Origin of the sequence: Pseudomonas sp. R5-89-07, assembly GCF_003851685.1 — a bacterium.
GTDB lineage: Bacteria > Pseudomonadota > Gammaproteobacteria > Pseudomonadales > Pseudomonadaceae > Aquipseudomonas.
This window is the reverse complement of the sequence record NZ_CP027727.1, coordinates 2,033,651-2,056,340: the sequence shown is the minus strand read 5'-3', so window position 1 is coordinate 2,056,340 and position 22,690 is coordinate 2,033,651. Positions and strand designations below refer to the sequence as shown.

At 60.9% G+C, this 22,690-nt stretch carries 24 protein-coding genes; 15 read left to right on the top strand and 9 right to left on the bottom strand.

What is annotated here, in order from left to right:
• Window positions 1-8 precede the first annotated feature (8 nt).
• Window positions 9-614, top strand: coding sequence for a 2-hydroxychromene-2-carboxylate isomerase (locus tag C4J94_RS09555; protein WP_124385920.1), 606 nt, complete (start codon window positions 9-11; stop codon window positions 612-614).
• On the opposite strand, the gene C4J94_RS09550 is transcribed toward C4J94_RS09555, so the two are convergent.
• The 3 genes from C4J94_RS09550 to C4J94_RS09540 all read right to left on the bottom strand — a co-directional run bounded on the left by C4J94_RS09550 (window position 607) and on the right by C4J94_RS09540 (window position 4,128).
• Window positions 607-2,415: an aminopeptidase P family protein gene (locus C4J94_RS09550; RefSeq protein ID WP_124385919.1), complete on the bottom strand. Its 1,809-nt coding sequence runs from the start codon at window positions 2,413-2,415 to the stop codon at window positions 607-609. The genes C4J94_RS09555 and C4J94_RS09550 overlap by 8 nt on opposite strands.
• A 49-nt stretch (window positions 2,416-2,464) precedes the next feature.
• The gene (locus C4J94_RS09545; RefSeq protein WP_124385918.1) at window positions 2,465-3,625 is read right to left on the bottom strand and encodes a cysteine desulfurase family protein; all 1,161 of its coding nucleotides are present in this window, start codon (window positions 3,623-3,625) and stop codon (window positions 2,465-2,467) included.
• Window positions 3,626-3,858: 233 nt separating this feature from the next.
• Window positions 3,859-4,128 carry a hypothetical protein gene (locus tag C4J94_RS09540; protein ID WP_124385917.1) on the bottom strand — a complete coding sequence of 90 codons (270 nt, stop codon included), beginning with the start codon at window positions 4,126-4,128 and terminating at the stop codon, window positions 3,859-3,861.
• Window positions 4,129-4,410: 282 nt separating this feature from the next.
• On the opposite strand from C4J94_RS09540, the gene C4J94_RS09535 reads away from it, so the two are divergent.
• A complete protein-coding gene (locus C4J94_RS09535; protein ID WP_124385916.1) occupies window positions 4,411-5,598 on the top strand; it encodes an acyl-CoA dehydrogenase family protein in 1,188 nt (395 codons plus the stop codon).
• A gap of 11 nt (window positions 5,599-5,609) precedes the next feature.
• Entirely contained in the window at window positions 5,610-6,713 is a 1,104-nt protein-coding gene (locus C4J94_RS09530; RefSeq protein ID WP_124385915.1) for a sigma-54-dependent Fis family transcriptional regulator, read from the top strand.
• On the opposite strand, the gene C4J94_RS09525 is transcribed toward C4J94_RS09530, so the two are convergent.
• Window positions 6,702-7,067, bottom strand: coding sequence for an antibiotic biosynthesis monooxygenase (locus C4J94_RS09525; protein ID WP_124385914.1), 366 nt, complete (start codon window positions 7,065-7,067; stop codon window positions 6,702-6,704). The genes C4J94_RS09530 and C4J94_RS09525 overlap by 12 nt on opposite strands.
• 99 nt (window positions 7,068-7,166) lie before the next feature.
• On the opposite strand from C4J94_RS09525, the gene soxR reads away from it, so the two are divergent.
• Entirely contained in the window at window positions 7,167-7,607 is a 441-nt protein-coding gene (gene soxR, locus C4J94_RS09520; RefSeq protein WP_124385913.1) for a redox-sensitive transcriptional activator SoxR, read from the top strand.
• A gap of 89 nt (window positions 7,608-7,696) precedes the next feature.
• A complete protein-coding gene (locus C4J94_RS09515; protein WP_124385912.1) occupies window positions 7,697-8,155 on the top strand; it encodes a VOC family protein in 459 nt (152 codons plus the stop codon).
• 59 nt (window positions 8,156-8,214) lie between these two features.
• On the opposite strand, the gene C4J94_RS09510 is transcribed toward C4J94_RS09515, so the two are convergent.
• The 4 genes from C4J94_RS09510 to C4J94_RS09495 are packed head-to-tail and all read right to left on the bottom strand — an operon-like array spanning window position 8,215 to window position 12,740.
• Entirely contained in the window at window positions 8,215-9,462 is a 1,248-nt protein-coding gene (locus C4J94_RS09510; protein ID WP_124385911.1) for an MFS transporter, read from the bottom strand.
• Entirely contained in the window at window positions 9,459-10,184 is a 726-nt protein-coding gene (locus tag C4J94_RS09505; RefSeq protein ID WP_124385910.1) for a 2OG-Fe dioxygenase family protein, read from the bottom strand. The genes C4J94_RS09510 and C4J94_RS09505 overlap by 4 nt, the downstream gene beginning before the upstream one ends.
• Before the next feature lie 4 nt (window positions 10,185-10,188).
• Window positions 10,189-11,556 (bottom strand): ATP-grasp domain-containing protein, encoded by a 1,368-nt coding sequence (locus C4J94_RS09500; RefSeq protein WP_124385909.1) that lies wholly within the window; start codon window positions 11,554-11,556, stop codon window positions 10,189-10,191.
• Window positions 11,557-11,585: 29 nt separating this feature from the next.
• Complete coding sequence (locus tag C4J94_RS09495; RefSeq protein WP_124385908.1) at window positions 11,586-12,740, bottom strand: KamA family radical SAM protein; 1,155 nt, start codon at window positions 12,738-12,740, stop codon at window positions 11,586-11,588.
• A gap of 644 nt (window positions 12,741-13,384) precedes the next feature.
• On the opposite strand from C4J94_RS09495, the gene C4J94_RS09490 reads away from it, so the two are divergent.
• Genes C4J94_RS09490 through C4J94_RS09455 form a run of 8 tightly spaced genes read left to right on the top strand, consistent with a single transcriptional unit; the run spans window position 13,385 to window position 19,541 of the window.
• A complete protein-coding gene (locus C4J94_RS09490) occupies window positions 13,385-14,584 on the top strand; it encodes a PepSY domain-containing protein (RefSeq protein WP_124385907.1) in 1,200 nt (399 codons plus the stop codon).
• On the top strand, window positions 14,584-15,120 hold the full coding sequence (locus C4J94_RS09485) for a thiamine pyrophosphate-binding protein (protein ID WP_124385906.1): 537 nt from the start codon (window positions 14,584-14,586) through the stop codon (window positions 15,118-15,120). Before C4J94_RS09490 ends, C4J94_RS09485 begins: the two co-directional genes overlap by 1 nt.
• Window positions 15,117-15,446, top strand: coding sequence for a hypothetical protein (locus C4J94_RS09480; RefSeq protein ID WP_124385905.1), 330 nt, complete (start codon window positions 15,117-15,119; stop codon window positions 15,444-15,446). The genes C4J94_RS09485 and C4J94_RS09480 overlap by 4 nt, the downstream gene beginning before the upstream one ends.
• Window positions 15,443-16,003 carry a DUF6162 family protein gene (locus C4J94_RS09475; RefSeq protein WP_124385904.1) on the top strand — a complete coding sequence of 187 codons (561 nt, stop codon included), beginning with the start codon at window positions 15,443-15,445 and terminating at the stop codon, window positions 16,001-16,003. Before C4J94_RS09480 ends, C4J94_RS09475 begins: the two co-directional genes overlap by 4 nt.
• A gap of 19 nt (window positions 16,004-16,022) precedes the next feature.
• Window positions 16,023-16,943: a metal ABC transporter substrate-binding protein gene (locus C4J94_RS09470; protein WP_124385903.1), complete on the top strand. Its 921-nt coding sequence runs from the start codon at window positions 16,023-16,025 to the stop codon at window positions 16,941-16,943.
• Window positions 16,940-17,683: a metal ABC transporter ATP-binding protein gene (locus C4J94_RS09465; protein WP_124385902.1), complete on the top strand. Its 744-nt coding sequence runs from the start codon at window positions 16,940-16,942 to the stop codon at window positions 17,681-17,683. Before C4J94_RS09470 ends, C4J94_RS09465 begins: the two co-directional genes overlap by 4 nt.
• Window positions 17,680-18,579 (top strand): metal ABC transporter permease, encoded by a 900-nt coding sequence (locus C4J94_RS09460; protein WP_124385901.1) that lies wholly within the window; start codon window positions 17,680-17,682, stop codon window positions 18,577-18,579. The genes C4J94_RS09465 and C4J94_RS09460 overlap by 4 nt, the downstream gene beginning before the upstream one ends.
• A complete protein-coding gene (locus tag C4J94_RS09455) occupies window positions 18,579-19,541 on the top strand; it encodes a metal ABC transporter solute-binding protein, Zn/Mn family (protein WP_124385900.1) in 963 nt (320 codons plus the stop codon). Before C4J94_RS09460 ends, C4J94_RS09455 begins: the two co-directional genes overlap by 1 nt.
• A 15-nt stretch (window positions 19,542-19,556) precedes the next feature.
• On the opposite strand, the gene C4J94_RS09450 is transcribed toward C4J94_RS09455, so the two are convergent.
• Window positions 19,557-20,270: a UTRA domain-containing protein gene (locus C4J94_RS09450; RefSeq protein ID WP_124385899.1), complete on the bottom strand. Its 714-nt coding sequence runs from the start codon at window positions 20,268-20,270 to the stop codon at window positions 19,557-19,559.
• Between the two features lie 348 nt (window positions 20,271-20,618).
• On the opposite strand from C4J94_RS09450, the gene C4J94_RS09445 reads away from it, so the two are divergent.
• Window positions 20,619-21,695 (top strand): ABC transporter substrate-binding protein, encoded by a 1,077-nt coding sequence (locus C4J94_RS09445; RefSeq protein WP_124385898.1) that lies wholly within the window; start codon window positions 20,619-20,621, stop codon window positions 21,693-21,695.
• A 187-nt stretch (window positions 21,696-21,882) separates the two neighbouring features.
• On the top strand, window positions 21,883-22,689 hold the full coding sequence (locus C4J94_RS09440) for an alkaline phosphatase family protein (protein ID WP_124385897.1): 807 nt from the start codon (window positions 21,883-21,885) through the stop codon (window positions 22,687-22,689).
• Window position 22,690: the final 1 nt, after the last annotated feature.

Here is a 22,690-nt window from a genome sequence, read left to right as displayed (position 1 = left end):
TACCGGCCATGACCAAAACCCTGGAGTTTTTCTTTGATTTCGGTAGCCCCGCCACGTACCTGGCGCACACCCAGTTACCGAAGCTGTGTGCCGACACCGGCACGGCGTTGGTGTATGAACCTATGTTGCTGGGTGGCGTATTCAAGGCTACCGGCAATGCCTCACCGATTACCGTCCCCGCCAAAGGGCGTTACATGTTTGCTGACCTCGCACGCTACGCCCAGCGTTATGACGTGCCGCTGCGATTCAATCCGAACTTCCCTATCAATACCCTTATGCTGATGCGTGCAGCCACCGGCATTCAGATGCATCAACCTGAGCATTTCCAGACGTTCGTAGATTGCCTGTTCCGTGCGCTCTGGGTGGACGGACGCAATCTGGGGGACCCAGCCGTCGTCGCTGCTGTATTGGCGGAGCAAGGCTTGGACCCAGAGCAAGTTCTGGCTTTGTCCAACGATGAGGCCGTAAAAGCCGCTCTCAAGGACAAAACCGAACTGGCAATCAAACGCGGCGTATTCGGCGCGCCCAGCATGTTTGTAGGCAACACGCTGTTTTTTGGTCAGGACCGTCTGGATTTTGTGCGCGAAGCCCTCAGTCAGCCCGCGATCAAATAGCCGCTGTGCGCACCTGCAACCACGTGAGCGCATCGCCACTGAGCAACGGGCTCAAGCGCTCACGCACTTGGGCATGATAGGCGTTGAACCATTCGCGCTCATCCACCGTGAGCAGCGAAGGTTCCAGGCACCGGGTGTCGATCGGGCACAAGGTCAGGGTTTCGAATTTGAGGAACTCACCAAATTCGGTTTTCCCTGCTTCACGGTTCAACACCAGGTTTTCGATGCGCACGCCCCAACGCCCAGGGCGATAGGTACCCGGTTCAATCGACGTGATCATGCCCGGTTGCATCGCCGTTTGCGGTGCAGCCAGCGCCTGGTAGGCGATCACTTGCGGGCCCTCGTGCACGTTGAGGAAATACCCGACACCGTGACCCGTACCATGGCCGTAATCCACGCCCTCGGCCCAGATCGGTGCGCGTGCGATGGCATCAAGCAAAGGCGACAGGATGCCTTTAGGGAAATGAGCGCGAGACAAAGCAATCACGCCTTTGAGCACCCGCGTGCAATCACGTTTCTGCTCATCGCTCGGCGTACCGATAGGCACCATCCGCGTGATATCCGTCGTACCGCCCAGGTATTGGCCACCGGAGTCGATCAGCAACAGGCCATCGCCTTCGATCACGGCATGTTCTTCTGGCGTGGCGTGGTAGTGCGGCATCGCGCCGTTGGCATTGAAGGCCGCAATGGTGTTGAAACTCAGCGACACATAACCTGGACGACGAGTACGCGCCGCCGTCAGATGCTCGTCGATCGTCAGCTCAGTAATGCGCTCACGCCCCAGGGCCGTCTCCAGCCAGGCGAAAAATTCGCACAAGGCGGCGCCATCCTGCTCCATGGCCTGGCGGATATGCTCGGCATCAGCCAGGCTTTTGCGGGACTTGGCCAGCGTGGTCGGGTTCAAGCCTTCCACCAGTTTCACACCGGCGTCGAGGTGCTCCAGCAAACCGGCCGTCACGCGTGCCGGATCAACTTGCAGGCTCGTCCCTAGTGGTACGGCTCGCAGCGCATCAGCCACGTCGCTGTAGTCGCGCACGCTCACACCATCGTGCTCAAGCGCGGCACGCAGCTCGGCATCGACTTTGCTCAGGGCCACGAACAAGGTGGCCTGCTGTTGACTGATCAAGGCAAACGACACGAACACCGGGTTGAACGACACATCGCCACCGCGCAGGTTGAACAACCAGGCGATGTCATCCAGGGTCGCGATGAAATGCCAGTCAGCGCCTTTGTCTTGCAGGCTGGCACGCAAGGCCGCGAGTTTTTCGCCACGGCTGAGGGTAGCCTGCGGCGGCAGGTGCTGATAGATCGGCTGGTTCGGCAGCGCCGGGCGGTCGTGCCAGACGGCGTTGAGCAGGTCAATGTCCGTACGCAAGCGCGCGCCACGCTCCGCCAGCTTGCCACCCAGCGTACGTGCCGACGCCACGGCCATGACCGCGCCATCGACGGCCACCACACCGCCTTCCGGCGTTTGTTCAGCCAACCATTCCAGCGGGCCGGGTTGGCCCGGTTGCAGTTTCACCAGTTCGATACCGCTGCCCTTGAGCTCCTTGGTCGCCTGCTCCCAATAGCGGCTGTCGGCCCACACACCGGCAAATTCCGCAGTCACGATCAGCGTCCCCACCGAACCATGGAACCCCGACAACCATTGGCGCCCCTGCCAGTATCCAGGCAAGTATTCGGACAAATGCGGATCCGCCGACGGCACCAGCAGGGCATGAACGCCCTCTCGGCTCATCAGCTCACGGGTCTGCGCCAGGCGCTGGGGAACCGTTCCATGGGTCAAAGACTGCGTACTCATTGTGTCTCCTGCTAACCACTAATAATTGTTATGGACTGCGAATGACGTTTCAGACTGCCCAGAACGCCGGTGCGCTGGCCAGTGCCGACTTGATCAGTTGTACCGCTTCGTCGATATCCCGCTCGGTAGTAAACCGGCCCAGGCTCAAGCGAATGGTACGGCTGGCGCTACGAGCATCGTGCCCGAGGGCCAGAAGCACGTGGGACGGCGCGTTGCTGGCTGAATTGCACGCTGAAGTCGCCGAAAAGGCAATCCCGGCACTCAGCGCAGCAGCATTGAATTCGCCTTCGCTGAAGGTAAGGCTAAGGGTGTGGGGGATTCGCTGTGCAGGGCTGCCGTTAAGACGCACACCCGCAATCGAGCCCAACTGATCCAACAGACGCTGACGCAAGGCTACGATTTGCGCCTTCTCTTCGGCAAAAGATGCCGCCGCCAAGGCGAATGCCGTGCCCATGCCTGCAATCTGGTGGGTCGCCAAGGTACCCGAACGCAAGCCGCCCTCATGACCGCCGCCGTGAATCTGCGCCAATACCTTCTGTTGTGCCCGAGGTCCTACGTACAAAGCACCTATGCCCTTCGGACCGTAAAGCTTGTGCGCCGAAAACGACATCAAGTCCACCGGCCACTGCGCCAGGTCAATGGCCACCTTGCCCGCTCCTTGCGCCGCGTCCACGTGAAACAACGCACCCTGCTCACGCACCCGGGTGCCGATGGCCGGGATGTCGTTCAACGTGCCCAGTTCGTTATTGACCAGCATCAGCGACACCAGGAAGGTGTCTTCACGCAGTGCTTCACTGACCGCCTCGACACTGATCAAACCATCGGCATCAGGCACCAGATAGGTCACCGCCACCCCGGCTTCCTGCAATTGCCGCGCGGTGTCGAGTGTGGCCTTGTGCTCGATCTGGCTGGTGATGATATGCCCGCCCGCCACGCCACGCGCCTGGGCCACGCCCTTGATCGCCAGGTTGTTCGATTCGGTGGCGCCGGAGGTCCAGACGATCTGCTCGGGCTGGGCGCCAACCAGTTCGGCTACCTGGTGACGCGCCTGCTCAACCGTTTGCCGGGCCGCTTGGCCGAACGCGTGGGAACTGGACGCCGGGTTACCGAAATTGGCATTGAAGCCCAGACACTCGACCATCACCTGGATGACCCGCTCATCCACCGGCGTGGTGGCGGCGTAGTCGAAATACAACGGACGTTTATTCATGACGTTAAAAACTCACAGAGCGTGTTCCCGCGAGCAATGTCGCGGGGGCATCGAGCAGAACAGAGGTCGTCAGGTTTAACTGATCGAATGCCATTAAAGAAGGACCACTTTATGAAAATGTGCGTAGGAACGCTCCTGAAATTCAGCTTAACAGGCTGAAGTCACGCCATGGCAAACAAAAAACCCGAGATTCCTTATGGGAAAACTCGGGTTCTTCACCGCAACAACACCGCTCAACTGGGGCGATCCTTCAAGGCCACGCTGCGCTCGGCGTTCATTTCGCCCTGATGATCGAAACCATAAGACTTCTGCGGCTGGCCGGTCAGTGCCGCGCGCTGCTGTTGATATTCATCGAATGACAAGCCACGGCGACTCAGCGCTTCCAGGGCCAACTGCCTGGTTTCCTGAGCAGTGTAAGGGCGTAATTCAGGCGAGGGATGAGTCGCACATCCGGCGAGGACAGAGCTGACAAGCAAGAGCGAAATAGCGAGTAGACGGTTCATGGCGGTGGCCCTGCAAAGGAGGTTTCGAGTCAATGAACACAGGCTACTCCCGAGCCTGCCCGGTGAAAAATCACCGCCCTCGATAGTTGCTATCAACCGTTGCGACATGTCCGATAGATAATACTTATATTCTTTTAGGATATATAAATATACAAATCTATTAATTTACGGAATATAAGAATCCCTCTATAAACACCCCAACGCTGCGCGCCAACACTTGAGACCGATGAGGCCCTCTCCACTATTCAATTGCAGTGCCAAACACAATTGAGGTTCTCCCACGTGACCGCCAAACCCCACAGCGTGCCGCGCTCTCCACTGCAAACCGCCCAACTGCTGGCCGCCGAATTCGCGCTCAACGCCGTCGAGCGTGACGAGCGCGGCGGCACCCCCAAAGCTGAACGTGACGCCCTGCGCCAAAGTGGCCTGCTCGCCCTGAGTATTCCCGGCCAGTACGGCGGCCTCGGGGCGCGCTGGAGCGAGACGCTGGGTATCGTGCGCGAGTTCGCCAAGGTCGACAGCTCCATCGCCCATGTCTTTGGCTTCCATCACCTGATGCTCGCCACCGTGCGCCTGTTCTCGCGGCCGGACCAATGGCAACCGTGGTTCGAACAAACTGCGCGCAAAAACTGGTTCTGGGGCAATGCCCTGAATCCGCTGGACACGCGCACGGTGGTCAAGCACTTCGGCGGCTGGCGCGAATTCTCCGGCAAGAAAAGCTTCTGTTCCGGCGCCAACGATTCAGAAATGCTCATCGCCTCGGCAGTCGACGAAAGCGCTGGGGGCAAGCTGCTGATTGCCGCCATTCCCAGCGGGCGCAGCGGGATCACCTTGCACAATGACTGGAACACCATCGGCCAGCGCCAGACCGACAGCGGCAGCGCCAGCTTTGAACGGGTGCGCGTAGAGGAGTCGGAGTTACTGCTCGATCCAGGCCCACTGAGCACGCCCTTCGCCTGTCTGCGGCCATTGATCGCCCAGCTCACCTTCACCCACCTGTTTTTAGGCATTGCCGAGGGCGCCTTCGAAGAGGCGCGCCACTACACCCTGACCGAAACCCGTGCGTGGCATAAATCCATGGCCGAGGACGTACGCCAGGACCCTTACGTGCTGCACCACTACGGCGATTTCTGGGTCGCGCTGCAAGGCGTGCGCCTGCTGGTCGAACGCGCCGCCGAGCTCTTCGACCAGGCATGGGCCAAAGGGCCCAGCCTCAGCGAACAGGAACGCGGCCAACTGGCCATTGCCATCGCTACCGCGAAAGTTGCCGCGACGCGCCAGGGCCTGGATCTGTGCACCCGCCTATTCGAAGTCACCGGCGCGCGCTCCACCCACGCATCACTGCGCCTGGACCGCCACTGGCGCAACCTGCGCACACAAACCCTGCACGACCCGCTGGATTACAAACTCCACGAACTGGGTGACTGGGCGTTGAACCAGGCACTGCCGATTCCTACGTTCTACTCCTGAGAGAGGTGCCCATGCAGTTGTTAACCCTACCACCCTCGCCTGCCCTCGCGACCTCGATCCGCGCCACGGCCCAGGTGTTCGAAGATCCGAAATCCAAGGCCCTGCTCGACCATATCCAGCAAGTGGCGCCCAGCGAAGCCAGCGTGCTGATCATCGGCGAAACCGGCACCGGTAAAGAACTGGTGGCACGGCATATCCATAACCTCAGCGCGCGGCGCAACCGGCCATTCGTGGCGGTCAACTGCGGGGCGTTCTCAGAATCCCTCGTCGAAGCCGAACTGTTCGGCCACGAAAAAGGCGCCTTTACCGGCGCCCTCAGCGCCAAGGCGGGATGGTTCGAAGAGGCGGACGGCGGCACATTGTTCCTCGATGAAATCGGCGATCTGCCGATGGCCATTCAAGTCAAGCTGCTACGGGTGCTGCAGGAACGCGAAGTGGTGCGCCTGGGCTCGCGCAAGAGCATTCCCATCAATGTCCGGGTATTGGCCGCAACCAACGTGCAACTTGAAAAAGCCATCAACGCCGGGCATTTCCGCGAAGACCTGTATTACCGTCTCGACGTGGTCAGCCTGGAGCTCAGCCCGTTGCGCGAGCGCCCCGGCGATATCCTGCCGCTGACCAGACACTTTATCGAAGCCTACAGCCAACGCCTGGGCTATGGTCCGATCACCCTCAGTCGCGAGGCCGAACAAAAACTCAAAAGCTACAGTTGGCCGGGCAATATTCGCGAGCTGGAAAACGTGATTCACCACACCTTGCTGATCTGCCGCAACAGCGTGATCGAGCGCGACGATCTGCGCCTGTCCAACCTGCGTATCGAGCGCCAGGACGACAGCCAGCACGGCATCGACAACAGCGCCGAAGCGTTGCTGGCGCGGGCCTTTCAGAAGCTGTTCGAGGAACAGGCCGGTGCCCTGCATGAAAAGGTCGAGGATGCGCTGTTACGCGCCGCTTACCGCTTCAGCCATTACAACCAGGTGCACACCGCCAGCCTGCTGGGCTTGAGCCGCAACGTCACGCGCACGCGCCTGATCAAGATCGGTGAGCTGGCGGTCAACAAGCGTCGACCAGGGGGTAACCTGCAGGGCGAGCGGATGCTGCACCTATCCATTTAAACGGCAGTGCAAGGCATCGTCATGGCTGCGCTCAAAGCTGCGCAGCACCTGGAACGAATCAAAAGTCACCGCCCTGGCCTGGTGCACCCGGATCAGCGTCCAGAACTCCTCGCCGCCTTGCTCGAAGCGCCTGAAGGCCGCCTCGCCATCTTCACGAGATTGCCATTGCAGGTAGTTGAGCACCCGTCGCCCATCGTCGCTGACCTGTACGCTTGCACGCACAAAGCCGGCGTGGCTCTCGGCCAGTCGCTCGCTCCGGACGGTCAAGGCCGCCACCAGGGCAGATTGCTGGCGAGGGTCGATCTGGAATTCGATCAATTGCGTGAAGCTGCGATTCTTCTCTGATACCTGCATGAACAATCCCCTTTCTCTGTAGGCAGAATCTTGCGATCCAGTGCCACGCAGGGTAAAACCTCTACTTAAGTCAAGGTCAAGCGATGAATCGGAGTTTGTATGCTCAACAAGGAACTCACGGTTGGCCAATTGGCGGCCCGTAGCGGCGTGGCCGTCACCGCCCTGCATTTCTACGAGACCAAGGGGCTGATCAAAAGCAATCGCAACGCCGGCAATCAACGACGCTATCCACGGGATGTGTTGCGGCGGGTCGTGGTGATCAAGATCGCTCAACGCCTGGGCATTCCGTTGGCAACCATCGGCGAGGCGTTGCAGGCATTGCCCGATGGCCGTACGCCCACGGCGAAGGATTGGGCGCGGCTATCGGCACGCTGGCGGGAAGACCTGGATGAGCGGATCAACAAATTAATACTGCTGCGCGACAAGCTCAACGGCTGTATCGGCTGCGGGTGCTTGTCGATGGATGCCTGCCCCTTGCGCAACCAGGATGACCAGCTCGGTGAGCGCGGGCCCGGGGCGCAGTTGCTCGAGCCCAGTTGAGTCTGCTCGTCGGAACGCGCGCAGCCCTTGATTGACGTGGCCTATAGTGAAACAGCCGTACCTCCATAACCACAATCAAGGAGATCGTGATGAGCGTAAAAGCTATTCCCGAGGGCTATCACAGCGTGACGCCGTACCTGGGCATCGACAAAGCGGGCGAAGCCATCGATTTCTACAAGAACGCCTTTGGCGCTACCCAGGTCATGCGCCTGGACATGCCTGACGGCCGCGTCGGCCATGCCGAACTGCGCATCGGTGACGCGGCGATCATGCTGGGCTCTCCCTGTGAGCAGATGGCCCTGCGTAGTCCGAGTGAACACGCCAGCGTCGGATTGCACCTGTATGTGGACGACGTCGACGCGCAGTTCAAACAGGCCGTGGCGGCGGGCGCAACGGTGCTGTCCGAGCCGAGTGACCAGTTCTATGGCGACCGCTCCGCGAGCGTAAAGGACCCCTTCGGCCACCTCTGGTTCCTGGCCACGCACAAGGAGGACCTGACCGAGGAACAGATCCGTCAGCGTGCGATGGAGATGTTCGCACAAGGCTGAGCAGCCGTGGGTGGTACAACTTAATGCGGGAGGGAGCTGCTCCCTCCCCCAGGTGGCGATCAATGTGAGGGCGGTGTGCCTGACACATTTTGCCGAACTCGGTAAGCCGTGCACGCAAGCCACAGCGTCATCACCACCAAGGCCGTCAGCGGTAGCCCATGGAACAGCACGATTACTTGGGCCGGCGTCCAGGTTAGATAGAACGGCCCGACCACCAGCATGCCCACGCCGAAGCCCGCCATCTGGATCAGGGTCAACAAGCTGAACAGCGGCAGGCGCAAGCTATCCGGTTCACTTTGCGCCCGGGAGACCAGCGCCACCTCGGACAGCCCGTCCCCCAGCCCCGCCCACACCACCAACAGCAGCGCCAGCCACAACTCGGTTTGCTGGAAGGTCAGGATAAAGCCACTGGACATCAGCGCGACGCCGAACATGAACAGGCGCTCCATGCTGCAAGTGCCCCGGCCTTTCAACAGCGCACTGGCCAGGCGTGCCCCGATAAATTTGCCGCAGGCCCAGACCGCCAGCAGATAACCCATCACCGTTTTGGCTGTATCTGGCGAAATGTACTGCGACAGCACCGGCCAACCGACGTTATGCGCCGCGCTGCCGAGGGTGTCGAGCATGCTGATCAGCAACATGGCGGCCAACACCGGCGCGCCTCGCACCCCCTTGGTCAACTCATGCCATTCGGCCGACAGTCCGCGATGCGCGGCCACGGCTACGCTGTACAACGCACGCAATGGCAGCACCAGGCACGCGGCTATCACATAGGTGCCGATGTTCACCGCGAACACCGCCTCAAAGCCCCCGGTGGCAATCAGCAAGCCCGACAGCAAACTGCCGAACACGGCGCCGGTGGCGGCCGCCGAGGTGATCCAGGCATTGGTGTTCACCCGCTGTTCCAGGGCAACCCAGGTGGGCAATTGACTGTTGAGGCCGATGGCAAACAGCGAATTGCACAAGCCGATACCAAAGGCGATAAATGGCAACAGGCTGAGTTGCTGCGTAGGGATCAGCAACAGGAGCGGCGTGAGCAGCAGCGCGCGCGCCAAGTCCAGTCCCGCCAAGGTGCCGCGCCCGGCGAAACGCCGGAAAAACGGGATGCCGAACAGGCTGGCGACAATGCCGCCGGTTACGCGGCACGCCAGGAAGATACTGACGAACACCACACTTTGGCTGAGCCAGTAGACATAGGTGGACAATGCCACCAGGTTGAGAAAGGCGCCAAAGTCGGAAACGCCCCGTGCAAAAATGATCAGCCGGGCGTTGCGGGTCGACAGGCGCAACGGTTGGTCGTGGCTCATGCAGTCTGTGCCTCGTCATTCGAGGGCACCCTGCGCAAGCTGACCAACAGCATATCGCGCCAGGCCGGTGTCGAACCGACCTTGGGCCGTACATCCCCGGCGCGATGGTAGAGCTCCCGGTCGTTGAGCATGATCGTTTCCAGGAACCGTTCCATGGGCACATTCAGCACCTGACTCTGCTCCGTTTCATGGGTGAATACTTGCGAAACCACCGGCACGGTGTTGTGCTCGCCGATAAAATGCATGAACACCCAATCCAGGCCATCCTGATGAATCCCCGACGTGGTGGGGCTGCACGCGTGCGCATCCGCACGCACGCGGAACTGGTGGATATCGATGGTGTAGCTGTGTTCGCCCAAGTGCGGGTCGATCACCGCCAGGTCAGCGGCCAGCAGCTTGCGCATCAGCGGATGCGCGATAAAGCCTTCCTCGCTATAGCTCAAGTGATTCACCCCCTGGCGATAGTTGACGGCGTAAATGACCGGCGACTCGAACGCGGTGTTCCTGTCGATCTGCAGTTGCCGTGAAGCGGACAAACGATAGCGCAGGATACGTCGCTCGCGATGGGTGTACGCCTTGAACGCCTCGTCCCGAACCAGGTTGGCCCAGTAAGCGCGGAAGCTTTGCTCCTCTGCGGCCTCGACCTTGACCACGTCGGCGAAGTCACGGCGATGGCAGTAATGATGCTCGCGCAGATGCGCCGAAATCTGTGGGATGTCCATATCGCTATCCTGTCACTGGGTTGTCGATGACAACGCGCAAATGCTTAATGACCGCATCATGCAATGCCCGCGCATGGGCAGCATCTTCCACTTCGGCCCAGCACTTGAGTAGATAGTGTTCCTCGATATCCGCATCAATCAGGTGCCCCGGCGCCTGCTGGGCATACTCCAGCACCGCGGCGTTACGGTCGAGGAACTCCACGCCTTCAATGCCCTGGAACCGGCCGCTGTGCTGCGGGTAAATCGCCAGCATCGCGTAATGTTGCCCGGCCTGCGCAACCTTGCGCGCGCCCGCTTCCAATTGCGCAGTGACACCCGGCTCGCCCATCAATAACGAAAGATACAGTTGATAGGGATCGATACCGGCCAGATCCCGAAACGCCGCGTTCACATAGAGCCCGCCCACGCGCGGGTTGATCTCGATCACCACCGGCCCCTCCTCGGTCATGCGGAACTCGAAATGCACCACCGCGTTGGTCAGGCCGACCGTGTGCAGGCACGCCACGGCGTACTCGCGGATCTGCTCGCACTGGCTGTCGGTAAACGAGGTAGGAGGGGAAATCAGCAGGTTTTCCAGGACCGTGCCACTGCGCTCGGTCAACAGCAGCTTTTCATTGATCAGCAACGGATAGACGCGCTCACCGGCCACCACACATTCCACACTGCCTTCGATACCGGGGATGTAGCCCTCCAACAAGATACTGCGCCCCGGAATGTAGTCATGCCGTTGGCCGTCGTGTTCGGGCAATGTGTGGGCGCAGCCATAGAAGTCCGCATACGCCGCCGCGGCGTGGTTCGCCACGAACAGCGCATAGTGGCCCTGCAGTTGCGCCCAGTTGGAGCACTTCTTGATAAACGCCGAAGCACCGCCAAACGGTGGTTTGGCGATCAGCGGGTAGCCCAACCGCTCAGCTTCCTGCTGCAGTTGCTGTTCGTTATTGCACAGTGCAAACGGCACGGAGCGAATGCCGTGCTGTTTCAGCACCCTGCGCATCAGCAACTTGTTGTTGCATGCGGCAACTGCCTCGGGATTGCTGTACACCAGGCCCAGGCGCTGGCAAGCCCGCGCGACGATGCAGCCGACTTCGCCTTGAGCAGACGGATGACCGGCCTGGCAGAAAATCCCGCAAATCTGATAGCGCTCATCGAGCTGGCCGACTAGATCGAGGATGGCTTGCTCGCTGAGTGCATCGAGCAGGAACACGCCATCACTGTCGTCCTTGAGCCGTTGCAGATGCCTGCGCCCTGCTACGGCGGCCGTCAAACACAGCAGGCCACGGGTGCGAGCCACCGCAAAATGCGGCTCTCGGTAGTTATAACGAACGGAGCTACTGTCATCGACATCAATAAAAAGAATGGCGTCTTGCTTCATAATCGATACCGCCTCAGTCCATAAGGTATTCAGGCATCCTGCCAACTGCACCACTGCCCTTCCCAGTTACGGAAACGGTAATGGCGCTGCCCATCACGCACTTCGAAGTGCGGCAAATTCTCGGGCGTTTCAAAGTCCAACAGTGGCACGGTAAACTTGCCTTGCGCATGCGGTAGCACATATTCAGGCAGGGCAATATTGGATACCCGCCGTTTAAGACGGTCCATGATCGCAATGGCCTGGCTGATCGAAGCCTTATATTCCGACGCGCCGGGTGAAAACGGCATGAAGTGATACAAGTAATAAGGCTTTACACCCAGACGATAAAGATCAATGAACAGTTTGTGCAGCGTCGCTTCATCGTCGTTGACGCCGCGTAACAACGGCATATTGGAAAACACAATCGGCACCACGCCCTGGATACGTTTGACCGCCGCCGCAAAGTCGGGGCTCAGTTCGAGCGGATGGCACACGTGCACGCCGAACGCATTGACCTTGTACTTTTCCAGCATCGCGATCAGCTCGTCGGTGACGCGAAACGGGTTGAAGCTCAGGGCGCGCGAGTGAATACGGATCAGCAGGTCGTCACTGATGCCGCGCAGCGCCGCCAGGTTCTCTTCGAGCTTGCGGTCGGCCAGCATCAACGGATCACCGCCGCTGAGAATCACCTCTTCGATGGCCGGGTTGCCGCGGATGTACTCCACCGATTCCATGAAGGAATCCCGGCTGGCGTTGGCCTTTTCAGTCCCCACCTGCAAGGTACGCAGCGCTTCGAAGCAAAATTGGCAGTAGGCATTGCAGGTATTGGTGGTGCGCAGGATGACGCGGTTGTCGTACTTGTGCTGGCAGATGGGTGTTTTCATTTCATGGCCCAACTCCCAATTCTCGGAAGTGCCATCGTAGTCACCCTCCACCTGCTCGCTCCAATACGGCACCACTTGGCGCCACAGCGGGTGGTCCGTGATTGCGCCAGAGGTCAGCGAACGCTTGATCAGATCGATGTAGTAAGGCGTGATCTGCATCTTGCGCCCTTGCAGGTTGTGCTCAATATGCGCGGTTGTTTCCTCACCCCAACCACCGCAGGCATCGCGAAGTGTCGGTTCATCACGCAGGGCATTCTTCTGCTGCCAGCGCCAGTCTTGCCACTGTACCGAGCGGTGAATTGCTTGATCAAACATCGACATGAGTAGGTACTCTCTGTTCAGGCATATGAATGCGTGCACTTCCCTGGCGGGAACAGCGATATTCGCGACTATGAAAATCGACTTGAAATGGCTGATTCATTCAGCCTCGCTGGAGAGGCATAAATACTTATTAATGGGGGATGCGGATAAACCACTGAAACCATCATGCAATAAACTTCCCTGTTTAGAATTTTTTGACTTTCAGGCCGGCATCTACTTAAGCGAATGATCTCTACGCCGTCAATACACGAGTCCTGATTTTTTCCAGAACTAAATCACTGCAGCGCTTAAACATCCGTAATCACAGGTGTTTTTCTGTTCGCATTCGTTCATTTAAAAAGTAAATAACACGGCCAATCTCATTATCCGATTTTCGCCCTTGCGCTATAAATACTTATACAACTACGTAGCCCGCCAAGTGCAACTTGGCTTGCGGCGTACGCTTCACCTGGGACACAAACCCCGAAGCCCCCCTGGACGACCATCCCCCGCGCCTGGGCAACTGAAACATTTTCTTTCATTTTCCCCTTAGGAATTTCTCATTCTCATTCGTCTTAACTTAGATACAGCCCGTCGCGTCAGCAAAAGCTACGACTGGCCTTTTCCGGGCTTTCATCGCCCCTCCGATCAAGACCCTCATCCACATGTCGAAGAAGTCACGCTCAAAACTCTGGTTTCTCGTACACAGCTGGCTGGCACTGCCCATCTGGTTCTTTGTACTGATCGTCTGCGTCACTGGCACCCTGGCGGTGGTCAGCCAGGAAATCGTCTGGCTCGCCAACCCGGATATCCGCGCGAGCAAGCCGTCGGATGATGCCCAGCCGCTGAGCTTCGACCAGGTAATCGCCGCCATCCAGCGTGACGAGCCCCAGGTCATCGTGCGCTCGATCATCCGCCCAGACGAATCACACTTCGCATTGACGGTCGGCCTCAGCTATCCGGACGGGCGTTCGGTCGAGGCCTATGCCAACCCCTACACGGGCGCCCTCCAGGGCATCAGCCCGTCGTTCGACTTCCAGCAATTTACCCGCGCCCTGCACGGCTGGTGGCTGGTGCCATTCACCAACGGTTACAGCTGGGGCTGGTACCTGGTGTCACTGCTCGGCCTGCCCCTGCTGGCTTCGTTGATTACCGGGCTGGTGGTGTACAAGCGTTTCTGGAAAGGTTTCCTGCGCCCCACCCTGCGCATCCGCCACGGCGCACGCATCTTCTGGGGTGACTTCCACCGCCTGAGCGGTATCTGGTCGATCTGGTTCATCGCCGTCATTTCCATCACCGGCACCTGGTTCCTGATCGAGGCGACGCTGGCCGACAATCAGATCTCCATCTCCAGCGAGCCCATCGTGCCGGTGATTGCCCGGGAGAAGGTGCCGCTGTCCGCACCCGGCGTGCCGGCCCCAATGATCAGCCTGGACGAAGCAATCAAGATCGCCACCCAGCGCATTCCGGGGCTGGAGGCCACGTTTGCGTTCCTGCCGCTCAATGCCTACAGCCACCTGCAGATCGGCGGGCGCGGCTGGTACCCGCTGATGTTCCAGACCGCACAACTGAACCCCTACAGCGGTGAAATCGCTGTTTCGCACCTGCTGTCCGATCGCACCCCCCTGGAGTTCGTCACCGAGTCCATGCGCCCACTGCACACCGGTGACTTTGGCGGCCTGTGGATCAAGCTGATCTGGGCCTTCTTCGGCCTGGTGCTGAGCATGATGGTGTTGAGCGGCTTGCTGATCTGGACCAAGCGCACCGCCCTGGCCACGCTCAACGCCCTCAAGCGCGAGGCCAAGACCCAGCGCACGCCGGTACCCCTCCCGGCCCTGCAGGCTGAAACCTCGGAGACGCACTGATGAGCAAGGTCGCGACCCAACCCTCTTCACCCCTGCGGGCCTGGTGGCTGAAGTGGCGTTTCCATCTCAACATTCTGCTGGTGCTGGTGCCGCTGGGATTCATGCCCAAATATTTTGCCGATGCCGCACTGTTTCGCGGCGATGCCGGGATCGGCGAGCGGGTCGCCGGGGACGTCCAGGTCGGCCCCTGGAGCCTGACCCTCGCGGAGTTTCGCAACGAAGGCCCAAGCCCGGACCCGGCCGGCCCGATGAAAGCCTTTAACGCCGCCCTGTGCGCCGCCTGCGCCGAACAGGTCAAGGCCACTTACCTGCGCATCGGCAAACCCCGCAGCCTGCGGGCCGCCGGGGTGATTTTCTTTGGCACGCCCTACCGCATGGGCGCCGTGCTGCCGGTGCCGGAGCGCACGCCGCCCGACGCCGAACTGTGGGTCACCATGGAAGGCTGGGACGGCAGCATGCACCAGGGTTCCATTCCGCTGAGCCAGGCCTCGCCTGCCACCATTGCCTGGCTGAACAAGCAAGGAGTCAAACCATGATGTTCAAACGCCTGACGCGCGCCGGTTGCGTGCTATTGCTCGGTGTCGGTTTCAGTCACGTCGCCCTCGCCCACAACCCGATGTGCGAATGCAAGGAAATCGCCGGCGAGCAGATCCAGTGCAAAGGCGGCTTCTCCGACGGCAGCGGCGCGCCGGGGGTGACCCTGGATGTGATCGGCTACGACGAAACCATCCTGGTGCCGGGCAAGCTTGGTGCCGATTCGACCCTGACCTTCAAGAAACCGGCGTCCGAATTCTATGTACTGTTCGATGCCGGCCCCGGTCACGTGGTGGAAATCGACCAAGCGGATATCCAGGCGCAATGAGTACCGTAAACGTCGTGCGCCCGGCCGGCGCGGGTCATGAAACCCTCTATGTGTTGTTGCTGTGCCTGATCATCCTTGCGGTGGCGGGAACGGTGGTTGCCTTGCACGGTGAAACCCAGGAAGTGGCGGCGCTGCCCAGCCACCAGTTGGATGCGCGACGCGACCTGAGCGCCGCCGAACAAGGCCTCTACGCCGACCTGCGGGTGACCCTGGATGAAATTCATCTACTGCAGCAGGAGCAGCGCGCCCTGCCGACGCCGGACCAGCTGGCAGAAGAAGGCTTTGCGCCGTTCGCCCAGGACGCCAGCTCCGTCAGCCGTGGCGATCATCGCTGGCAGCTGCTCGCCCCCGCGACCTACCTGGGGCTGAGCCAGGCAACAAGCACCAGCGGCTCGCTGTTGATGCGCGTGCACGGCACCGAGCCGGATATCTGGCTCAACCGTGGCAAAGACCTGGCCGCCCCCGCGGACCTTTCTGACCAGGCGCTGATCGCCGCCGGCTGGCAGCAAGTGGTCGCGCAATTCGATGCTGGCGTCACGCGCCAGCACCGCCACTGAACGAGAAGACCGATTGCCCATGTCCATTTCATCTCCCCTGTTGCGCCTGTTGCTGATTGGCCTGTTCAGCCTGATGCTCGCTCCCCTGGCGAACGCCGAGGCGGGTAAACGCCTGCGCATCGGCATCACCTTGCACCCTTACTACAGCTATGTGGCCAACATCGTCGGCGACAAGGCCGACGTGGTGCCGCTGATTCCGGCCGGGTTCAACCCCCATGCCTACGAGCCGCGCGCCGAAGATATCAAGCGCATCAGCACCCTGGACGTGATCGTGCTCAACGGCGTCGGCCATGACGACTTCGCCGACCGCATGATCGCCACCAGCGAGCGCCCGGACATCCCGGTGATCGAAGCCAACCAGAACGTGCCCCTGCTGGCCGCCACCGGCAATGCCGCGCGCGGTGCGGGCAAGGTGGTCAACCCGCACACGTTCCTGTCGATCAGTGCGTCGATTGCCCAGGTCAACAACATCGCCCGCGAGCTGGGCAAGCTCGACCCGGACAACGCCCGCGCCTACACCCAGAACGCCCGCGCTTACGGCAAGCGCCTGCGCCAGATGCGCGCCGATGCTCTGGCCAAGCTGACCAGCGCGCCCAACCCGGACCTGCGCGTGGCCACGGTGCACGCGGCTTACGACTACCTGCTGCGCGAGTTCGGCCTGGAAGTCACCGCCGTGGTCGAACCGGCCCACGGCATCGAACCCAGCCCCAGCCAGCTGAAGAAAACCATCGATGAGCTGCGCGCCCTGGACGTGAAAGTGATCTTCTCGGAAATGGATTTCCCGTCCACCTATGTCGATACGATCCAACGTGAATCCGGGGTCAAGCTGTACCCGCTGTCGCATATTTCCTACGGCGAATACAGCGCGCAAAAGTATGAGGTGGAGATGACCGGCAACCTCAATACCGTGGTGCGCGCGATCCAGGAGTCGGGAACATGACGGCGGCGCAGCAACTGACCGTGGCCTGTGGCCCGACCCTCGACTTTACCCAGGTCTCGCTGACCCTGGGCCGCACCGTAATTCTCGATGGGGTGAGCTTCCAGGTACGCCCCGGCAGTATTCATGCGCTGGTCGGCCCGAATGGCGGTGGCAAAAGCTCGCTGATCAAGACCCTGCTCGGGCAAACACCGCACCAGGGCCGGTTGAGCCTGGAGTGGCCGACCACGCCCGGCACCATTGGCTATGTACCCCAGGCCCTGGAGTTCGATCGGGGTTTGCCGATGACCGTGGATGATTTCATGGCCGCCATGTGCCAGCGACGGCCGGCATTTCTCGGCCTGTCCCGGCACTACGCCGGCGTGATTGGCGAGGCGCTGGAGCGGGTCGGCATGCAGGACAAGCGCAAACGTCGTATGGGGGCGCTGTCGGGCGGTGAGCGCCAGCGCGTGTTGCTGGCCCAGGGCCTGATTCCCGCGCCGCAATTGCTGGTGCTGGATGAGCCGATGTCGGCCCTTGATGAGGCCGGCATCCAGGTGTTCGAGCGGCTGCTCAATGACTGGCGCCTGGCCGGAATTACCGTGCTGTGGATCGAGCACGACCTGGAAGCCGTCGCTCGCCTGGCCGACCACGTGACCGGCCTGAACCGCCGCGTACTGTTCGACGCCACGCCGAAACAGGCACTCACCCCCGACCGCCTGCTGACCCTCTTCTCCACTCACCCTCGGAGCCTGGCGCAATGAATTATGAAGCGTTTCGCCTGTTGGTCCAGGGCTGGGCCTCGTCCGGTTATCTGCCCGAGGCACTGGCCTACGGCTTTGTGGTTAATGCCCTGCTCGCCGGCTTGTTGATTGGCCCGGTGCTGGGCGGGCTGGGCACGCTGGTGGTGGTCAAGCGCTTCGCGTTTTTCTCCGAAGCGGTCGGCCATGCCGCGCTGACCGGCGTCGCCGTGGGCATTCTACTGGGCGAACCCTATACCGGCCCCTACGGCAGCCTGTTCGGCTACTGCCTGCTGTTCGGCATCCTGCTCAATTACCTGCGCAACCGTACCGGCCTGGCGCCGGATACGCTGATCGGTGTGTTCCTGTCGGTGTCCCTGGCACTGGGTGCGAGCCTGCTGCTGATCCTGGCCGGCAAGATCAATGTGCACATCCTGGAAAACGTCCTGTTTGGTTCGGTGTTGACGGTCAACGGCAACGACTTGCTGGTGCTGGCGGTGGTCGGCTCACTGGTGATGGCCCTGGCGCTGCCGCTGTACAACCGCATCATGCTCGCCAGCTTCAACCCGCAGTTGGCGGCGGTGCGCGGGGTGGCGGTGAAGACCCTGGACTATCTGTTCGTGATTCTGGTGACGCTGATCACCGTCGCGGCGGTCAAGGTGATCGGCGCCATCCTGGTCGGTGCGCTGCTGGTGATTCCGGCGGCGGCGGCGCGGCTGCTGAGCCAGTCGCTCAAAGGGTTCTTCTGGGTTTCGGTGGCGATTGCGACCATTAGCACCCTATGCGGCATCCTGCTGCCGATCATCTTCGACCTGCCTGTTCCGTCCGGCGCCGCGATTATTCTGGTCGCCGGCATTGCCTTCGCCCTCGCGGCAATCGCCCGCGGTACGGTGCCCAGCCTCAAAGGGAATCTTGGATAATGTGCGCTGACTTTCGCCCACTGGCCCTAACCATTGCCTGCTTGATCAGCACGTCGGCCCTCGCCGCCGTGGATGGCTTTCAAACCAGGGACTTCGTCGCCAACCATGGCCTTGGCCATGCGGCGCTGAGCAAGGCCCACGCGGTAAAACCGGTCAAGGTGCTGGCCTCGTTGCCGATCACCTACGGCCTCGCCGAAGTGTTGCTCAAGGGCTGCGATGTGCAGCTCGAACGCGCGGCGCCGGCCAACCTGCCCGGTTCGCGGCAAGTGTCCTATTTCACTGGGCGCGGCGCGCCGGCGCTGAGCCAACTGGCCCGGGATGCGGACGCCGCGATCGGCTTGCGCTCGCTGTGGGCGGATGACCCGCTCTACCCCGTGGCGCGGCGCAGCAATATCCGCATTGTCGAAGTCGACGCCGCGCGCCCGGTGGACGGCGGCTTGCCGGGTATCGCAGTGCAGCCGGGCGTGAGTGATGGCTTGAACAGCCAACCGTGGCAGTCGAGCAACAATATGGGGCGCATGGCCGATGTGCTGGCAGCCGATCTGAGCCGACTGGCACCGGGCGCCAAACCGCAGATCGACGCCAACCTGGCCGCGCTCAAACAGCGCCTGCTCAAACTTGCCGCCGACAGCGAAGCACGCCTGGCCAAGGCCGAGAACCTGACGGTTGTGAGCCTGAGTGATCACTTCGCCTATCTGGTCAGCGGTTTGAACCTGGAGGTGCTGGGCAACGATGCGCGGCCAGACGCCGACTGGACGCCCGAGGCGCTGCAAAAACTCAGCGCCGACCTGAAGGACAACGATGTCGCCGTGGTCCTGCACCATCGTCAGCCGAGTGACGCAGTGAAGGCTGCAGTCACCGCGGGGGGTTCACAGCTGGTGGTGTTGAATGTCGACGGTGCCGATCCGGTGACGGAGCTGGAAACCAATGTGGATCAAGTGATCAAGGCACTCACGCCTTAAGTCTCTCGCCTAGCCTCAAACCACGTCCACGCCCACATGAATCGCATCATGCCGCCAGAACTCCAGGTCGCAGTCGATCAAGCGCTGGTGCTGGTCATAATTGACCCGGGCGATCCGCAAGCCCGGGCTGCCCGCTGATACGCGCAACGCAGCGGCGGCTTCCACCGGCAGTGAGGTCGGTACGATCTCGAAACGCACCCGCCCATAGTGCAAGTCGTACTTGCGCGCATACAGTTCGGTCATCGACTGATTCAGGTCGCACGCCAGAATCTCTGGAAAATACTGGGGGTTCAGGTAGTGCTCGACGTACAGCACCAGCCGCCCATCGATCCGCCGCCCACGGCAAATCTGGATCACGCTGGACAGCGCCGGCAGCTGTAACCAGGCACACACCGCCGCCGACGCCGGCTGCAGGCGCGCGGAAATCACCTGGGTCGATGCAACCCGCCCCTGATCACTGACCATCGCGTGAAAGTGGCTGCGCTGCATCAGGTTGTAGGCCAACCGAGGCGGCGAGACGAACCAGCCTCGGCGCTCCTCGCGATAGATCTGTCCCTGGGACTCGAGCTGTAACAAGGCTTCCCGCACGGTAATCCGAGTGGTACCAAACAACTCGCTGAGTTTGCGCTCGGCAGGCAGCTTGCTGGCCGGCGGCAACAAGCCATGGTCGATCTGCTCCTGCAGCGCCAGCCCGATGGAGGTTACCGCTTTGATTGCCTCATCACGCATCAACGTTACCTATCTGGACTAGACCAGCACCATTCAAGTGCACATAAAGCTGCATAAACGCCCCACCTCACTACTGCGCCAGCCTAGGCAGTACAGATGACCGACAGATGACAGCCGCGCCGCCCTCGTGCAGCACACCCTGCAATACGTCGGCCAAGTCCCGGTGCTACGGGCACTTGGGCATGGTCTACGCTCAGTCTGCGCCGAACGACATCTGCGCTTCAAAAACGACATCGACATGAAACTGTCATCCATCGCGTCTAGATTGGCTCAGGTATTGCTCTGACCTAGACCAACCACACCGCCCGCATAAAAAAGCCGCGTTGAAAACGCCCATAGGAGCTTCGGATGAAACAGCTTTTCCTGGCATCACTGTTAGGCTCGACCATTGCCATGTGCACCGCAGCCATGGCCGCTGATACCGATCTAAAAACCCTGGAAGCCGCCGCCAAGTCCGAGGGCGCCGTGAACAGCGTCGGCATGCCCGATGACTGGGCCAACTGGAAAGGCACCTGGGAAGACCTGGCCAAGACCTATGGCCTCAAGCACATCGATACCGACATGAGTTCGGCCCAGGAAATCGCCAAGTTCAAAGCCGAAAAAGACAATGCCAGCGCCGATATCGGCGACGTGGGCGCGGCTTTCGGCCCCATTGCGGTGAAGCAGGAAGTGACCCAGCCTTACAAACCGTCCACCTGGGCCCAGGTGCCGGATTGGGCGAAAGACAAAGACGGCCACTGGGCCCTGGCCTACACCGGCACCATCGCGTTTATCGTGAACAAGAAGCTGCTGCACGGCTCCGAAGTGCCCACCACCTGGGCCGACCTGCAAACCGGCAAGTACAAGGTCTCGGTGGGTGACGTGAGCACCGCGGCCCAGGCTTCCAACGCCGTGCTGGCAGCCGCCATCGCCAATAAAGGCGACGAGAAGAATATCGCGCCGGGCCTGCAATTCTTCACCAAGATCGCCCAGCAAGGTCGTCTCTCACTGTCCAACCCGACCATCGCCACCATGGAAAAGGGCGAAGTCGAAGTGGGTATCGTCTGGGACTTCAACGGCCTGAGCTACAAAGCCAAGATGGCCAACCCGGATGACTATGTGGTGCTGATCCCCTCCGATGGCTCGGTGAAATCCGGCTACACCACCATCATCAACAAGTACGCCAAACACCCGAACGCCGCCAAGCTGACCCGCGAATACATCTTCAGCGACGCGGGCCAGATCAACCTGGCCAAAGGCAATGCACGCCCGATCCGCGCCGAAACCGACTTGAAACTGCCGGCTGACATCGCCAAGAACCTGATCCCGAGCGAGCAATACACCAAGGCCAACCCGCAGCCGATCAAGGACGCCGATGCGTGGGAAGCGACGTCCAAGAAGCTGCCGCAGCTGTGGAACGAGCAGGTCATCGTAGAGATGAAGTAAGCCTTTTGCCCACATTGGAAATCCACTCGAGATCCAATGTGGGAGGGTGCTTGCCCCCGATAGCGGTGGTTCAGTTACAGATCTGACACTGACACACCGCAATCGGGGGCAAGCCCCCTCCCACACTTTGGACCTCGTTCCTCCTGGGGAATTGAGTCAAGTCTATTGCTGCGGAGCGCTCTCGCCCATGAAGCACCCTGTCATCCTTGTCGTGCTCGACGGCCTGAACTTCGAGGTGGCCCGGCACGCCATGGGGCACTTGCAGGCCTATGTCGGCGCAGGACGCGCAGCCCTCTACACACTGGAATGTGAACTGCCCGCCCTGTCCCGTCCGCTGTATGAATGCATCCTGACCGGCATTGCGCCGATCCAGAGTGGCATCGTCCATAACAACGTCTCGCGCCTGTCCACCCAGCGCAGCATTTTTCAGTACGCCACCGAGGCCGGCTTGACCACCGCGGCAGCGGCTTACCATTGGGTCAGCGAGTTGTATAACCGCTCCCCTTTTATCGCTGCCCGTGACCGTCATACCGACGACAAGACGCTGGCAATCCAGCATGGGCATTTCTACTGGAACGACCATTACCCGGACTCCCATCTGTTCGCCGACGCCGAAAACCTGCGCCTCAAATGCGCGCCGGACTTTCTGCTGGTGCACCCCATGAACATCGACGACGCCGGCCACAAGCACGGCCTCGACAGCGCTCAATACCGCAACAGCGCACGCTCGGCCGACATCATCCTTGCCGACTACCTGCAAGGCTGGCTCGACGCCGGTTACCAGGTGCTGGTCACCGCCGACCACGGCATGAACAACGACCGCTCCCACAACGGCCTGCTGCCGGAGGAGCGCGAAGTGCCGCTGTTTGTCCTGGGTAATGCCTTCAGCCTGGACGCCAATGCCGCACCGAAACAGACCGATCTGTGCGGCACTGTCTGCGAGCTGCTCGGCGTGCCCCACGACAAACCCGTCTGCCGGGGGCTGCTCAAGTGAA